Origin of the sequence: Neobacillus rhizosphaerae, from assembly GCF_937468385.1 — a bacterium.
Taxonomy (GTDB): Bacteria; Bacillota; Bacilli; order Bacillales; family Cytobacillaceae; genus Neobacillus; species Neobacillus rhizosphaerae.
Genome location: NZ_CALBWS010000005.1, coordinates 75,391 through 91,968 on the forward strand (window position 1 = coordinate 75,391; position 16,578 = coordinate 91,968).

At 37.8% G+C, this 16,578-nt stretch carries 15 protein-coding genes and 1 other annotated feature; of the genes, 9 read left to right on the forward strand and 6 right to left on the reverse strand.

The annotated features are described in order from the left end of the window. Positions 1-59 precede the first annotated feature (59 nt). Both M5A78_RS06290 and M5A78_RS06295 read left to right on the forward strand, forming a co-directional pair. Entirely contained in the window at positions 60-374 is a 315-nt protein-coding gene (locus tag M5A78_RS06290; protein WP_248734436.1) for a PadR family transcriptional regulator, read from the forward strand. 17 nt (positions 375-391) lie between these two features. Next, positions 392-1,150 carry an HAAS domain-containing protein gene (locus M5A78_RS06295; RefSeq protein WP_248734437.1) on the forward strand — a complete coding sequence of 253 codons (759 nt, stop codon included), beginning with the start codon at positions 392-394 and terminating at the stop codon, positions 1,148-1,150. A gap of 235 nt (positions 1,151-1,385) precedes the next feature. On the opposite strand, the gene M5A78_RS06300 is transcribed toward M5A78_RS06295, so the two are convergent. The 4 genes from M5A78_RS06300 to M5A78_RS06315 form a co-directional block, all read right to left on the reverse strand. Beyond that, positions 1,386-2,462 carry a branched-chain amino acid aminotransferase gene (locus M5A78_RS06300; RefSeq protein ID WP_248734438.1) on the reverse strand — a complete coding sequence of 359 codons (1,077 nt, stop codon included), beginning with the start codon at positions 2,460-2,462 and terminating at the stop codon, positions 1,386-1,388. 93 nt (positions 2,463-2,555) lie between these two features. Further along, on the reverse strand, positions 2,556-3,317 hold the full coding sequence (locus M5A78_RS06305) for an SDR family NAD(P)-dependent oxidoreductase (protein ID WP_248734439.1): 762 nt from the start codon (positions 3,315-3,317) through the stop codon (positions 2,556-2,558). Between the two features lie 178 nt (positions 3,318-3,495). Continuing rightward, positions 3,496-3,639 (reverse strand): DUF4085 family protein, encoded by a 144-nt coding sequence (locus M5A78_RS06310; RefSeq protein ID WP_248734440.1) that lies wholly within the window; start codon positions 3,637-3,639, stop codon positions 3,496-3,498. A gap of 41 nt (positions 3,640-3,680) precedes the next feature. Further along, the gene (locus M5A78_RS06315) at positions 3,681-4,760 is read right to left on the reverse strand and encodes a nitric oxide synthase oxygenase (protein ID WP_319942258.1); all 1,080 of its coding nucleotides are present in this window, start codon (positions 4,758-4,760) and stop codon (positions 3,681-3,683) included. Between the two features lie 315 nt (positions 4,761-5,075). Here M5A78_RS06315 and M5A78_RS06320 point away from each other — a divergent pair, with 315 nt between their 5' ends. Together M5A78_RS06320 and M5A78_RS06325 are read left to right on the forward strand one after the other, a co-directional pair. Continuing rightward, complete coding sequence (locus tag M5A78_RS06320; RefSeq protein WP_248734441.1) at positions 5,076-7,280, forward strand: methyl-accepting chemotaxis protein; 2,205 nt, start codon at positions 5,076-5,078, stop codon at positions 7,278-7,280. A gap of 368 nt (positions 7,281-7,648) precedes the next feature. Continuing rightward, positions 7,649-9,136, forward strand: coding sequence for an aldehyde dehydrogenase family protein (locus M5A78_RS06325; RefSeq protein ID WP_248734442.1), 1,488 nt, complete (start codon positions 7,649-7,651; stop codon positions 9,134-9,136). Between the two features lie 140 nt (positions 9,137-9,276). Here M5A78_RS06325 and M5A78_RS06330 read toward each other — a convergent pair whose 3' ends face one another. Beyond that, positions 9,277-9,753: a glutathione peroxidase gene (locus M5A78_RS06330; protein WP_248734508.1), complete on the reverse strand. Its 477-nt coding sequence runs from the start codon at positions 9,751-9,753 to the stop codon at positions 9,277-9,279. Between the two features lie 82 nt (positions 9,754-9,835). After that, positions 9,836-10,507: a lysoplasmalogenase gene (locus M5A78_RS06335; protein ID WP_248734443.1), complete on the reverse strand. Its 672-nt coding sequence runs from the start codon at positions 10,505-10,507 to the stop codon at positions 9,836-9,838. 324 nt (positions 10,508-10,831) lie between these two features. Here M5A78_RS06335 and M5A78_RS06340 point away from each other — a divergent pair, with 324 nt between their 5' ends. From M5A78_RS06340 to tyrP, 5 genes are all read left to right on the forward strand, one after another. Beyond that, positions 10,832-11,047: a hypothetical protein gene (locus M5A78_RS06340; RefSeq protein WP_248734444.1), complete on the forward strand. Its 216-nt coding sequence runs from the start codon at positions 10,832-10,834 to the stop codon at positions 11,045-11,047. Positions 11,048-11,361: 314 nt separating this feature from the next. After that, entirely contained in the window at positions 11,362-11,817 is a 456-nt protein-coding gene (locus M5A78_RS06345; RefSeq protein WP_248734445.1) for a VanZ family protein, read from the forward strand. Positions 11,818-12,114: 297 nt separating this feature from the next. Beyond that, positions 12,115-12,332 (forward strand) — a binding site (T-box leader). An 89-nt stretch (positions 12,333-12,421) separates the two neighbouring features. After that, positions 12,422-13,684 carry a tyrosine--tRNA ligase gene (gene tyrS / locus M5A78_RS06350; protein WP_248734446.1) on the forward strand — a complete coding sequence of 421 codons (1,263 nt, stop codon included), beginning with the start codon at positions 12,422-12,424 and terminating at the stop codon, positions 13,682-13,684. Between the two features lie 47 nt (positions 13,685-13,731). After that, positions 13,732-14,409 (forward strand): protein rep, encoded by a 678-nt coding sequence (locus M5A78_RS06355; protein ID WP_248734447.1) that lies wholly within the window; start codon positions 13,732-13,734, stop codon positions 14,407-14,409. Positions 14,410-15,113: 704 nt separating this feature from the next. Continuing rightward, on the forward strand, positions 15,114-16,556 hold the full coding sequence (gene tyrP / locus M5A78_RS06360; protein WP_248734448.1) for a tyrosine-tyramine antiporter: 1,443 nt from the start codon (positions 15,114-15,116) through the stop codon (positions 16,554-16,556). The last annotated feature ends 22 nt before the right edge of the window (positions 16,557-16,578 follow it).

A 16,578-nucleotide genomic window follows, 5' to 3' on the forward strand; every position in this document is an offset into this window, starting at 1 on the left:
TATTTTATCAGCTATATTGTAATGCAATATAGAGAAGGCTCTTAAAAGGAGGGTAACCATTGTCATCAAGTCAGATGTTAAAAGGAATTTTAGAAGGCTGTTTATTGGCTGTTATTGCTAAGGGAGAAACATACGGATACGAAATGATTGAAAAGCTGGAATCTTATGGGTTCACGATGGTGAGTGAAGGTAGCATATATCCCTTGCTACTACGAATGAAAAAGGAAGCTCTTGTTACGGCAAGAGTCATCACCTCTCCTGCTGGCCCGAAACGGAAATATTACAGCTTAACAGCTAAAGGGTATCAAGAGTTTAAAGAGTTTACCGAGCGTTGGAGCGAGATGTCAGCCAGTGTTTCAAAACTTTTGAAGTAGAAATGGAGGAGAAGGAAATGAAGCTATCAGTAAAAAGCCAAGATTTTTTGGAGAATTTACGACTGTATTTATTTTCAAGTGGCAAACAAACAGATGAAATTGAGGAAGTAATGGAAGAGTTACGAGACCATCTCCATGAAGCAGAGTTGGCTGGAAAGAGTGTCGACCATATCATCGGTCAATCTCCGAAGCACTATATGAAACATTTATCAGAGGAGATGAGGACAGATTACAAAGGTTGGACAAAATTAGTTCCGATATTCATCATGGGGGTTTTTGCGTATATTCTCTTAGGTGATGCAATCAACGGGAAAATCCAGTACTCGTTACAGGAATTACTTGGTTTTCCTATCATCTGCTTGGTTATGTTGGGAGTCTACTCGATTACCTTCAAATTCATGGCAACGTCCAAACTTGCGAAGCTACAGGAATATAGCGTGTATGCGGGAATCAGCTTGTTATCCATTTCGTTATTTATTAGTTTGCTTTTGCTTGATACACCTTTTGATGCACCGTTGTTTCGACTGGAAACGATAATTGGCAGAATGATTGTAGGTGCGATTGCGGTCATCATTTTTATCGGGTTAGCGATTTGGAGCAGAAACTGGATCTCCGTCATTATCCCAGCGATATTATTTTTACCTGAAGTGATTACATCCTTTTTAACAATTAAGGGAGAAACGGAAATTATTTTATCGTCAATGCTTATGCTTGTTGGATTTCTGATCTTCTTTCTCATTCAATCCAAAAAAATGAAGAAAAGTGAATATAGGTAATTTTTTTCGGATCATTGCTATAAGCAAGAAGAGTCTAACCGCAATGACATAATAGAGCTGAAAAACGAGAACGGGAGGCTTTCCTGTTCTCGTTTTTTCTGAAGAAAAGAGGCGGAGTAGCGTTAACTTATCTATTTTCTTCTATATAGGATAAAAATTTTTACTCATTCTGTGATTTGAAGAGCTAATTCCACCAATTTATTCAAAAGGATTCTCGTATAGAACATCCTATCACTTAAACCTGAGCCACTTTCACTGTCCAGTTAAAGGGGTCTTCTTTTTTTCCGAGTTGTATTCCGGTCATTTCATTATAGAGACGCTGTGAGAGTTGGCCGATGTTTTGATCATTTATTGTTATTGTTTGATCGTTCCAATTTAATTCACCCACGGGTGAAATAACGGCAGCTGTTCCTGATCCGAAGGCTTCTTCCAGTTCTCCTCGCTCATATGCTGCAAAAACCTCTTCAATTGAAATTTTCACTTCGCGTACAGGAATATTCCAATATTTTAATAATTCAATGACAGAATCACGTGTCACACCGGGTAAAATGCTGCCATTTAATCTTGGTGTTATCACTTCACCATTGATCTTGAAGAAAATATTCATACTACCAACTTCTTCAACATACTTATTCTCTTTTGCATCTAACCAAAGGATTTGGGCAAAACCATTTGCCTCAGCCTTTTCTTGTGCCTTTAGGCTGGCGGCATAATTGCCAGCGGTCTTTACATGGCCAACGCCCCCAATTACAGCCCGGACGTAGTGCTCTTCCACATTGATTCTTACAGGGCTTAATTGGTTCCCATAATAAGCTCCTACCGGGGAAAGGATTACAAGCAATTGATATTGTTTAGAAGCCCGTACACCAAGATAGGGTTCCGTCGAGAAGATAAACGGGCGAATGTAAAGAGAGGTTCCTTCACCATCAGGAATCCAATCTTTTTCCGTTACAATTAATTGTTTTATGGCATGTAATAAAAAATCCTCATCAATTAGGGGGATGCACAGTCTGTCGCATGATTCATTCAATCTCTTCATGTTCTTTTCTGGACGGAAGAGCTGGATGGTGCCATCTGCTGTCTTATAGGCTTTTAATCCTTCAAAGATGGCTTGTCCATAGTGAAAAACCATCGAAGCTGGATCGAGTGTTAATGGTGCGTAAGGAATGATTCGCGGATCATTCCAGCCGATGTCCGTATGATAGTCCATTACAAACATATAATCGCTGAAATACTTCCCGAAACCAAGTGATGCAGTATCAGGCTTTACCTTTAAATCTGCTCTTTGAATAAATGCAATTTCTTGTTTCATGATTACACCTCGTATCGAATCTCTCATTAACTTTGTTGAAATTACGCTATCTTCAGTCAAAATCGCCTAGCTAAATTGAATTAGTCTATTTTTTCATTTCGTATTTCTTACCGCATAGTTAAATATAGGATCTCTAAGTTCATATTCATAGGTATACCCATCTACAATTCCAACTACTTTATTATTATCATAAAGATCTAGCATAAATCCTGCCATTTGTTTTGAGGTGTGAAATTTTGGTACAGCACCTTCATATTGAAATTCGTCTAGGTCAAGAGATCGTTTTGCGAACTCTGTTTCAGTTGCTGCAGGAGCCAAAACCTTCACTTGCATGTTCGCCCCTTTTGACTTAAGTTCATGAGCGAGTCCTTCTGTAAATGCACTTACGTAAAATTTAGTAGCACAGTAGGTAATAGCATCTGCAACAATTTTATAGCCGCCGCCTGATGATACATTAATAAGCTGAGTCCCTTCGACATCTGAATAATCGCGAACATAAAGAGAAGTAAGGATGGTTAAGGACTCGATATTCAAGTGTAACATGGCCTCAATCTTGTTTAAATTTTGTTCCCCAACGGAAGCAAAGTTGCCAAATCCAGCATTGTTAATCCATGTTTCAATTTGGAAATCACCAAGACTTTCGTAAAGTTTATAAGCATTCTCAGAGACTGATAAATCAGTTGTTCGAATAACAACATCTAAGTTTGGATTAATATGTGCGATCTCTGACTTGAGTTTTTCCAGATGATCTTTCCTGCGAGCTACAACGATTAAGTTTTTTCCACGAGACGCAAAAGCTAGTGCAGCTTCATAACCTATACCTGAGCTTGCTCCAGTGATAACAGTATATTTCATGTGTATTCCTCCTGAAATTTTATTATAGAGCCCGCAAAGCATTCCACAGCAACAATCCTAACTGATCTTAACATAAGGTGCGATCACATCCAAAAATGAAATAACTACAGTTAAGAAAAAGAGGATGTCCAAATCGGCTTTTGGACATCCTCTTTTTCTTAATCTTGTTTGAATTTATTTATTCAGTTCCTCCATCCATACATTTTGCACCAATTTTGAACTCTATGAACGGGCAATCCAATAAGACAGGAAGCTCAAAGCCTGTTTTGGTAGAATAACCTTCATCATAAAGCCAGAAAGCACCCTCCAGTTTATCAGGCATAGAAAGTTACATTATTCTTACATGAAAACTACCGCTAAACTTTAATAGGGTGCAGGTTGGTAAAAATAATTAGGCTTTTTAATCTCATTTTTATATGGTTTATGATAAATATGTGTGGTAGCAGGAGCTAATGGCGGGATGAGCCAAGCCCAATTACCAGTAACTGATCGTCCCAAATCCATCTCTATTTCTTCAAATTTTTTAAACTGTTGTGCCGCTGTATGATGGTCAACAATACTAACCCCGTCTTCTTTATAAGAATGCAAGACAGCTGTATTTAATTCTAGCAAGGCCCTGTCCTTCCATAACGAAAGATTACTTCTTACATCCAAGCCCATTAAAGTGGCGATCTGAGGAAGCATATTGTAACGCGTTTCATCAGCCAAATTTCGTGCACCGATCTCAGTGCCCATGTACCAACCATTAAAGGGAGCTGCCGTATAATGAATGCCACCAATTTCAAGCATCATCTCCGAGATAAAGGGTACGGCATACCATTTAAGTTGTAAGTCTTCGAACCACTCGTAATGAGGATGGCGAATGGAAACTTCAAGAAGAAGGTTATCTGGAATTTCAACTAATCGTGGACGATTGTCATTCATTTGGATAACTAAGGGTAAAACATCAAATTTACCGAACTTCGGTTCCCAACCTAGTTGAATACAAGTTTCTGTAAAAGCTATGGATTGGGGATCCCCTAAAACACCTTGTTCAGTCTGGTAACCTGCGTAGCGAATTAATTGATGATTCCATATCCGGACCTTTTTATTAGCTATTTTTGGTGGGAAAATAGTGATTGTAGGACGGATACGACCTTTATTCGTTGCATTCTTTATGTGCTCAAATAAAGCCTCAATCATCTCATCCTCTGTCGTTATCTGTCTCTTATCGATGACATGTAATTGTTCCCAAAATAATCTTCCGATACAACGATTACTATTGCGCCAGGCCAATTTTGCTCCATATTCTAGTTCCTCGCCTGTATGTTCATAATAGCCTTGGTTTTGGAACTCCTTGTTTATCTGATTGAGCCTGCATTCTAGTTCTTGATCCGTTTTATTTAATTCGCTATAACAAGTGCGAATAAACTCTTCTGCATCTTTCAGTATTTCGTTATTCAAAAGAATCCTCCTATAATACAATGTCCTAGGTTCTAACAATTTGTTCTGGTGTTAAGTGAACCCATCCAAATTAGTATTAAATAATTATTCTATCAGATTTAATTCGAATTTAGCCATCCTCTATGAAATTTTACCTCCCCTACAAAATAGTGATGTTTAAAAGAAAAGGATAGCAATAAGAGACTTTACTGCTTTAACAACAATTATAATATTTCCTCAATGTTAAACTCTTGTAAATTTTATTAAAATAAAGAAATCCACTAGGTCAAAAGGTGTATATTTTTATTATATATTATAAAAGAGAGAAGGAGAAACATGTGGTCTAAGAAGAAAGCATCAGGAAAGTGGCGAAAAGCACTTAGCGCTGGTTATATGAAAGTATCTATCGGGATGAAACTGTGGGGAAGTTATCTCATTATCATTTTATTCTTCGCATCTATCACGTTTGTTTCCTATCAAAACATAAACCAACTAAATGCTCAATTGCACATTTTAGGAACGTCCAAAGTGCCTGCGGGTGAATTAATCGGAAACTTAAAAGAAGAAGTTACCAGAATAAGTCTTTTTACTACCAAGCATGCCTTTGAACATAATGTTGAAGATAAAACAAAAATGGCAAAAAATGTACATAATGATATCAAAAAGATCAGAATACATATAGCAGAACTGGAAAAGTACGTAAATCAACCTGAAGATAAAAAATTATTAGCAAACTTCAATACTAACTTTAAGGAATACACAGCTGCTATTCCTGCATTCATTTCCAATTCGTTAACCGGGAATTACGGTGCGCTTCATAAACAGATGGAAGTATTAACACCTCTTGGAGAAAAAACCAACCTATCTCTCGATCAACTTCAAAAGGGGATCCAAAAGGACACGGAATCGATCATCGTGGATGCAGAGAAGAATTCTTCTAATGCTATCAAACAAATGATGATTGTATCTGTTATTGTATCCTTTTTCAGTATATTAGTAGCATTTCTAATTACGAGACTCATTAGAAGGTCTGTTTCTGGGGTAGTACAAAATGTTGATACCACCACACATTCTATTGCTGAGATTAAAAAGTCAATTGATCAAACGGTATTCAGTTCAGGAGAATTAGATATTTCTATGAACAAAGCAAACCATTCGGTAAGCGAGTTGGTTACTTCCATTCAGCAAGTGGCAGGGAATACCAAGGTAACAGCTTTTAGTGTTGATGAAATCTCTGCTGCCGTGGAACAAATGAGCGCTTCTGTTAATCAGGTTGCAGGAAGTGCCAATCATTTATCTGCTTCCACAGAGGAAACCTCTTCCGCGATTCAAGAGATGATGGCCTCTATCGAACAAGTTGCTGCAAACGTAAATTATGCCGGTGCTGGTGTGGAACAAATCTCTGCCGCAATTGAAGAAATGAGCAAATCGATAAAGGGCGTTAGTGAACATTCAGATGACTTGACGGTGCAGGCCAAACAAGCTTCTCATACGGTTGATGAAATGATAGTTTCCATTAAGCAAGTGGCGGACAGCGCGCAAACAGTCAACCAACTTAGCAACTCTGTGAAACATGATGCCCTTGAAGGAACGAATTCTCTCAATGAAACATTGAATGGAATGAAAGAGATTTCTCAGGTGATTATCCAAACAAGCGACGTAATGGTAAGACTTGGGAAGCGTTCGGAAGAAATCGGCAGCATTATCGAGGTCATTGATGAGATTGCAGATCAAACCAATTTGTTAGCACTTAATGCCGCGATTGAAGCAGCACGTGCAGGTGATCATGGAAAGGGATTTGCCGTAGTGGCAGATGAAGTTCGAAAACTTGCAGAACGTTCTGCGCAAGCCACAAAGGAAATTGCTGTCCTCATTAACGGAATTCAAGCAGAAACAGCGGTGGCTGTTACCTCCATTCAAGAAGAGGCTAACAAAGTAGAAATTGGGAATCAATTGGCGAATAAAACGAAACAAGCCATCACGAAAATTACTGATGGTATTGCACGAGTAACAGAGGAAATGAACCAAGTTGCCAGGGCGACAGAAAATCAAACAAAGAATAGCAAATCTATTACACTAGCGGTGGAGAATGTTGCAAAACGAGCATCCGAAATGACTTATTCCACTAAAGAGCAATCCGTCACTGCAGGGGAAATCGTAAAAGGGATTATGAATATAAAAGAGCAGGTCCAACAAATTTCTATTGCTACTACTGAACAAGCAAAGGAGGGGAATGCAATCGTAGTGGCCGTTGAAAATGTTACAAACCAGTCCAACTCTGTTACAATCGCAACTAAAGAACAGGTACTTACTTCAGAAGAAATTGTCAGAAATATCAACAGTATTAAGGAAATGGTTCAACAAATGACGATAGCGACCAATAAACAAGCCGAATATGGTCAGGAAATAAAACTAGAAGTAGAGAATGTTCTTCAACAAACGAAAGAGTTGAATGTCAGCATGGAGACACAAAGCCGAGAGGTGGTCGAGGTCGTCCAGGCGATTACCGGAGTAAATACACAAATTGACAAAATCAAGTAAGCCCATTTCGGGGGCATATGTCTTTGATGATTGGCGCCCGCACACTAGTGACTTTAGTCGTGAGTGTGCGGGCGTATTTTTTTGTTTTTTTAAAGAGTTAAAATATGACAAACGAACTTATGTTTGGCGAAAAATTTATTCATCTTCTTCGTCTCACTCAACCAGGTTTAATATTGCCGAATTATTACTTTAAGCAGAGAGATTCGAGCTAGTAGAGAAATGTCTAAAAATGGTGTCGTTAATTATTTGAATATTTGGATATCTTTTAGTTGAATACTAGTTTTTGGAAATGATAAGATAAAAAGTAGTATTGGAAGCGCTGTCAATTTCGGTCTAGGAAGTACATAAAACAAAGGGAGGAATAACATTTGAGTCAAGTAACAGTCAGTCTAAAAGAAAAGGTAGAAAAGTTTTTACTGGGGAAAAAGAAGCTGTACATTGATGGTCAATTTGTTGAAAGTCTCTCTCAAAAAACTTTTGATACGTATAACCCAGCAACTGGTGAAGTGCTTGCCGCTGTCTATGAAGCTGAAACAGAGGATATTGATCGTGCTGTAAAAGCTGCAAGAAAAGCCTTTGATGAGGGGCCGTGGTCGAAAATGGGCACAGCTGAGCGCAGCCGCCTTATGTACAAATTAGCAGATTTAATGGAACAGCATAAAGAGGAGCTTGCCCAATTAGAAACGTTAGATAACGGAAAGCCGATTCGGGAAACAACGGCAGCAGATGTTCCACTTGCAATCGAGCATATGCGCTACTATGCGGGGTGGGCGACCAAAATTGTTGGTCAGACGATACCTGTAAATGGACCATTCTTCAATTACACTCGCCATGAAGCTGTTGGGGTTGTCGGACAAATTATTCCTTGGAACTTCCCGTTGTTAATGGCGATGTGGAAACTAGGTGCAGCGCTAGCAACTGGTTGTACGGTTGTATTGAAGCCCGCGGAACAAACGCCTCTATCCGCATTGTTCCTAGCAGAATTAATAGATGAAGCAGGATTCCCGCCTGGGGTCATTAATATTGTCCCTGGCTATGGTGAAACAGCTGGTCAGCCGCTGGTCGATCATCCACTTGTTGATAAAATTGCTTTCACTGGCTCCACAGAAGTCGGGAAGCTAATTATGGAAAAGGCAGCTAAAACCCTGAAACGAGTTACACTGGAGCTTGGCGGCAAGTCGCCGAATATCATTCTCCCAGATGCCGACCTCACCCAAGCCATTCCAGGCGCATTAAACGGAGTCATGTTTAATCAAGGGCAGGTTTGCTGTGCTGGTTCAAGGGTCTTTATCCAGAAGAAGCAATTCGACAATGTCGTTGCCGATATGGTAAGCCATGCGCAAAAAATTAAGCAAGGTGCCGGTTTGCATACGGACACGGAAATTGGCCCACTAGTTTCGATTGAGCAGCAAAACCGCGTTCTTAGCTATATTGAAAAAGGGGTAAATGAAGGAGCCGAATTGTTAGTTGGCGGTGAGAATCCGTTTGAGCAAGGCTATTACGTGTCTCCAACCATTTTTGCCGATGTTCGTGACGAAATGACCATTGCCAAAGAAGAAATTTTTGGCCCTGTTATTTCAGCACTGCCATATGAGGATTTGGATGAATTGATTGATCGTGCTAATCAGACGAATTATGGACTGGCTGCTGGTGTATGGACACAAGATGTGTCAAAAGCCCATTATATTGCGAATCGTCTTCGTGCCGGTACGGTTTGGGTAAACTGCTACAATGCCTTTGATGCAGCATCTCCATTTGGAGGCTATAAACAATCTGGAATCGGACGAGAAATGGGATCCTATGCATTGAACAATTACACAGAAGTAAAGAGTGTTTGGATTGCATTGAAACAATAGAAGATAGTGTTCTTTATATTTTTCAGTGGTACGACATTAAAAATGGGGCTGTCCAGAAAGTCGATTTTTCGGCTTTTGGATACCCCTTTTTATGTTCAAGATCGTTGAGAATTTTTTAAAATAAAGCATCACCTTAGTAATTACAATAATTTTACTAAATCATACTCAATATTGCGTGGATCTGTTGTTGGTGCATAACGTTCAACAACTTGACCATTACGGTCGATAAGAAATTTTGTGAAATTCCATTTGATATTATTGGATAGGAGACCACCTTTCTTTTCTTTTAAAAATGTAAATAAGGGCTCTGCATTGTGGCCATTTACCTCAACTTTAGCAAAGATGGGGAAGGTTACACCGTAATTAACCTGGCAAAACTGAGTCGTTTTTTCTATTTGATTAAATTCTTGATTGTTGAATTGGGCACATGGGAACCCTAATACCATCAATCCACGATCCTTGTATTTATCATATAATTTCTGAAGCCCTTTAAATTGAGGAGTAAAACCACATTTGCTGGCTGTATTGACAATTATTAAGGGCTTACCCTCGTAGTCTTGTAATGATTTCTCCTCGTCATTGGTCATCTTTACATGAAAATCATAAACAGTTTTCATCATTTTACCTCCTACCTAGCTATTGAAATAATTGATTCCATTCGGTAAAACATCGTTGCTTTCCCACTTGCTGACTTTCTTTTTACAAATGGACATTTGTTCTTATGATTGTCTTACTGGTATCCGGCGCGAACGCTCGAAGGCTGCGGGCAATAAGAAATTGTGCGCTGTAATAGGTTATCATAATGAGCGGACCTGCAAAGGCTATATTGGAAACAAACATATTCCAGGATAAAATCGAGTCGGACACAACAAACAAAATGCTTCCAATTATTGCCCACTTGTTACCCGTCATGATAGCGGCCCAAGCCATTAAAGAAATCACGATGACGTAAATGAGAACAGGAAGAATGAGGGCATTGTTTCCTTCTTGTTGCAATGCAGCAATAATCTCTCTTCCGATCAGAAAGGCGTATAAACCAAGTGGTAAAATCATGGCCAAGCGAGACTTGGAAAATTTCCATTTACACAGAAAAGCTGTCATATAAAAGAGATGGCCGATGAGAAAGGCACTTAGACCAACTACAAACCAACGGAGCAGGCCATCACCCAGCATACAGAAAAACAATCCGAGTAAGATAATCCATGGGGGAATTGACTTTTTTGCGGGAAATTGTAAGTAAGCGTAACTAATAATCAACAACATAGGGATAAGTTTGAAGAGAATCTTAACAGAGTGTGGGCTATCAGGAATCATGAAAATGTAGATTAAGCCCATCAACAAAATAAGCGCGGGAAGCCAAGGAATTTTCATTAAGATTGCTCCTCTTTCTAAAAAATTTATTAGGAAGCGCACACCAATTGGATAAGTTTATGCTTACTATAATTATATTCTATTTTTTAACATTTTTTCCTTCTATTTTTAGCAGGGGGTCCAGCTAAATTTTAAGTGATATAGTGTATAAGCGAGACGACGACTCAGGTATTTTTAACAGACAAGGGAAAAAAATTTGAACCTTTATCTCGTGCCTAGCCTCGATGAGGGATAGCGCATGTTCACTATCTATATTATTCCTAAATTTGTCACAAGGATATTTCATTTTTTTGGCTAACTAGTATGGGTACAGAGGAGTTGGTAATGATGCAGGTCGGAGCAAAGAAAAGCCTTGTTTATATTCCCTCCATGGGTTTTTTGGAAGTGGTTGGGGAGGAACGAGTGAAAAGAAAAGAGGAAGCACTGCCTGAAAGTGAAATGATAGACAATACGATACTTAGAAGATTACAGAAACAGTATCCGGGATGCAGGATCATTCAAGATGGAAACAAATGGTCAGTCTTTCCTAAAGATTCCTAGTGACATTCATTCCCCTATTAAAAGGGAATTTGGTCAAAGTTTATCATAACCTTGTGGAAGTCACGCCCAAAATCATTGCAGTTTTTGTCGAAACGGTAAATAAAGCTTGTAATTTTCAGCAGAGGGCCTCCTCATGATTGAAGTGGATTCTATTAAACTAGCCGTCGTTATGGACCCTGATGCCTAAACACATCGTCTATTCAATGGATTCAAGTTATTACTGATACATCCTCTGTTTGTGGTATGCTGAAGAAAATAATCTTGATTGGAAAAGGTATATTTTTCAAATCAGTATGTAATATGAGGAGGATTGGATGGCAAAATCAAAAAGATTCTGGGTGTTCGCGTTAATTATATGGATGGCTGTTATTTTTTTCTTCACCCAGCTGCCATATTTCACAGGGGAAAGTACAGCCGGAGTCATCTTTAAGTTGTTTGCTTTTGAACATGATGTGATTCATTCACCTAATGCAGGGTGGGTATTAATAGATGTGCTAAATTTTATCATTCGAAAGGCTGCTCATCTCACGGCGTTTGGAATTCTTGCCTTTTTATTTTTTCAGGTGTTCAGGAACTTTCGATATCTCTATCTTCTTTCCTGGGTTCTTACCTTCCTGTATGCTATGACAGATGAATGGCATCAATCATTCGTCCCTGGAAGAACCGCTTCTTTTAAGGATGTTTTAATTGATGGCTTTGGGGCATTCATCGCCTTGCTGCTTACCTTTGTATATACAACTAGAAAAAGAAATGCTCGGATGAAGAAATAGGATGAGACCATTCCACTCCTTATTATCGTGTACCGATCTTTTTACTTATATCATTTTTGAGGCCGGATTCACTGTGAATCCGGTCTCCTATATTTTAATTTAGGTTTTTATGAATAAGCCGAGAACACCCGTGGGAACCACTGGGTAGCCTACTCAATTAGGGTTCGATAGAACCCTGTACGTAGGAATCTCGGTACTGAATCAAAATGTGAACATTTTTAAAAATTTTTATAATGTTTATGTATAGACGTTGACAATGTAATTTTAATTTACTATAATTGGCTACAATCTAATATATCAAATACATTGAAAGAGCCAGTAGCAGGTTGTCACTGTTATCGAGAAAGCTAGGGGTTGATGGAACCTAGCACAAACAAACCTGTGAATTACACTCTGGAGTATCTTAGGTAATGCTAAGCGGAATGGCAATCGATACTATTGCTAAGAGTGGTATGAATAGGCATCGTCCTATTTGTGCAATTTGGGTGGTAACGCGATTAAAAATCGTCCCTTCGTCTACAACTGTAGATAAGGGGCGATTTTTTTTTATATTCTTACCAATTTAAGGTGAGAAAAACTTACAAATTAAAGGAGCTGGAAAGACATGAACATCATTGATGAATTGGAATGGCGCGATGCCATTAACCAACAAACAGATGCAGAAGGATTACGTAAGCTAGTAGAAGAGCAAGAGATCTCTTTGTACTGCGGCGTAGATCCAACTGGCGATAGTATGCATATTGGACATTTAATTCCATTTATGATGATGAAGCGTTTCCAACTAGCTGGACATCATCCAGTTATTTTAATTGGAGGGGCTACAGGAACAATCGGTGATCCAAGTGGACGTCAAACAGAAAGAACACTTCAAACACTAGAACAAGTACAGGATAATGTTGATGCATTAACCGCGCAAATGCAAAAGCTATTTGACTTTGGCGGAAATAGCAGCGTTAAAATGGTAAATAACTACGATTGGACACATCAAGTAAACATTATTGACTTTTTACGCGATTACGGGAAACACTTTAGTGTCAATAATATGTTAGCGAAAGATATTGTAGCTAGTCGTTTAGATACAGGGATTTCATTTACAGAATTCTCATACCAGATTTTACAATCGATGGATTTCCATCACTTATACAAAGAAGAAGGCGTACGCCTGCAAATTGGTGGTAGTGACCAATGGGGAAATATTACAAGTGGTATCGACCTTATTCGTAGAAAAGAAGGACCAGAAGCAAAAGTCTTTGGATTAACGATTCCATTGCTATTAAAATCAGATGGTACGAAGTTTGGTAAAACAGCAGGAGGAGCGATCTGGTTAGATCCTAAGAAAACTACACCATTTGAATTCTTCCAGTTCTGGGTGAACACAGATGATCGCGATGTCATCAAATACTTGAAATTCTTCACCTTCTTAACAAAGGATCGAATTGACGAATTAACAGTGAAGGTTCAAACAGAGCCACATAAACGTGAAGCACAAAAAGTGTTAGCGGAAGAAATGACGAAATTTATTCATGGTGAGCATGCACTGCATCAAGCATTAAAAATTACAGAGGCACTATTTAGCGGGGATGTTAAGGCATTAACAGCAGATGAAATTGAACAAGGCTTTAAAAACATGCCGACTTTCCATGCTTCAAAGGAATCAAAAAATATTGTCGATTGGTTAGTGGAATTAGGAATTGAACCTTCTAAACGCCAAGCAAGAGAAGATATTAATAGCGGAGCCATTTCGATGAACGGAGACAAAGTAACAGATGTGAATACGGATGTTACAGTAGAAAATTCATTCGATGGAAGATTTATCATTATCCGTAAAGGTAAAAAGAAATACAGCCTAGTGAAATTAGGAGAATAAAACTCTGTAAAAACGTAGCGTTATGAAGTGGAAGTGAAGGATTAATTATGCTTCTATCATGGGAACGAGCAGTGGAATTAGCAAACTTTAATCACCAAGTGATAACAGAAGTAAATAAAAAGCAGCAAGTGAATTGGTTATTGGTCGATTTGGGCTTAGAAAATATAACCATGGAACAGATTAATCAGATCTTAGACAAGATGTTAATTGGCTTCAATCGGTTGTTTAAGTATAAGTCTATTCAACAAGCCAGTCTCGGTTATTTTAGGATGCTGGATATTGTGAAAAAAGGCGATAGGTACCATCCGAGAATTCACATTTTACTTCCAATGATCAAAAGTTACTTTCAAGGGAGATACTATATCAAATATGATAACTGGATCTCTTTGTGGAGTCGAGCAGTTGGGATCGGAAATGGGTTGTTTGTTAAAGTGAAAGTAGTGAACGGAAGAGATGCTGAACGTGAAAATATCCAAGAAAAATTGTTAAACTTTCGTGAACAAGAAAGTGAATTTCCTTTTCGAGAAAGTCAAATCATTACACCTAGACGTTTAATCGGATATAGCAAATTGTTAAAAAATGTAACTGAGCACTTGGGAAATGATAATAAACTTCGTTTAGACGTGGATGAATTTTGTATAAATGATCCTATTGCCAATCAAGCGTTTTTCCATATGTTAGACTGGCATCCAGGTGTAAGAGAAGAGGAAAAATTACTTTTTTAGTATAACAATCCAAATATTGGTTATGTAATTTTTGAAGGAAGAGTGGAGAAAGTCCACTCTTCCTTTTTTTATGGATTTAACTGTACTTATTAATCCTGCGACTTTTGGGCAGTAGGGACAAAAACCTGAAGGTTCTGATAAATCGAATGGAAAGTCCAATAAGAGGTGTGTCAACCATATGAATAAAAACCAAAAATAGGGAAGCGTGACTATATTGATTTTGTATTATTATTCATTAATATTAATAAATTTTAATCTAACTTTTTAAAGTAAAAGCTTTTATGCTTCAATCGATAAAAGCATAAAATCTTTAAAGCTTTGAATAATAAGTTTTTGATATTTTGTCACAAATGTTATTAAATCAATGGTTTTTGCGATGTTGACAAAACAAAAATACAGGAGTAGACTGACGTCGTAAGTTGAAATGTGAAGCGCCTCACAAGTAGGGATCTTAGTTTTAATAATGGATTTTCAACAAAACAAATGTTTATTTTATGAATATTATTCATGCTGTTTTTGGATGTATTCTACAAAATAACAGCATTGTTTGAAGAAAGGGATGATTCTATCAGATCTACAAACTTCGTATCAGCTAACATGTTTTCATACCCTAATTTTTAAAGTGAGCTATTCCATTGGAAATTAGCGTATTCATTCAGTTTATTATTCTATAAAAATTAAATACGGGAGAGAAGGATATTGTTATGGCTAAGACAAACAAATTAACGCTATTTGGGTTAATTGGAATTACCATGGCATTCTTTGGTACTGTACGTAGTGTACCAACACTTGCTATTACAGGGTGGACGCAAATCTTCTATATGCTAATTGCTGCGGTTGTATTTGCGTTACCGATTGCATTAATGTCGGCTGAGCTTTCGACAGGATTTTCTGAAGAGGGTGGGCCTCAGGTTTGGGTTAAAAATGCATTAGGTGATAAATGGGGATTTGTTACCTCGTGGTTATTATGGGTTCAAATGTTTTTTGGGATGGTAATGGTTTCATCAACTGTTGGTGTCCTACTAGGCTACGTTATTAATAAACCGGAATTATCTTCAAACAACTACTTTATTTTTGCAGTCATCTTAATTTCATACTGGGGTGTAACGTTATTAAACCTCAAGTTTGATATGGTAAAAATCGCTGGTAACTGGGGCGCTGTAATAGGTGTATATATTCCATTTGTTCTTCTCGTTGGTTTAGGTCTTATTCATATGATCAAAAATGGAATTCAGCCAAACAGTTACTTAGGACATTTTAAGCCAAGTGATTTAGTACCCAATTTTAAAGACTTAGGAAGCATTACGTATTTATCAGGGATTATCTTTATTTTTGCAGGGGTAGAGATTTCATCTGTACATGCCAATAATATTAAAAATCCTAAACGTAACTATCCGATCGCGGTTATCTCTTCTGTTATTTTGTTAGTCATCTTTAATATTATTGCTGGTTTAACCGTTTCTAACGCAGTTCCGAAAGGTAAGCTAGAGTTAGCTAATATTACACAACCATACATGATTTTCTGTCAAGACTTAGGAATTCCAACGATCTTTGTAAACATCATTTCTTTAATGATCTTAATTGGTGTTTTAGTGCAGCTTAGTGCATGGGTACTTGGACCAAGTAAATCTATGATTAAAGTAGCAGACGAAGGGAATCTACCAAAGTTCTTCCAAAAGAGAACCAAGAAAGACGTCCCGATCACGTTTGTCATGATTCAAGCCATTGTTATTTCGTTAGTATCTTTCTTATATGTAGTCGTTCCAGATATTAATAGTGCATTCCTAATTATTACCATTACGACAACGATTCTATATTGTATCGTATATGCTTTAATTGCTATTTCAGCCATTCGCTTACGCTATAACATGCCTAATATTAAGAGACCATTTAGATTAGGTAGTAAGGGAAATGGATTAATGTGGTTTGTCTCTCTTTTCTCTATGGCAGGTATCGTCCTTACGATTATTGTAAGTTTGATTCCACCATCCATTTTAAAACCAAGTCAGTATACAGGTTACGTAGCATTCCAAGTGATCGCTACAGTCGTTATGATTGGAATCGCTCTTATCATTAACAAATGTAAGAAACCAGAATGGAAGAAAGAAGAAGATCACGAAGTGGAATATTTAAAACAAGCGAATTAATGGATAAAAATTAATGAATTAA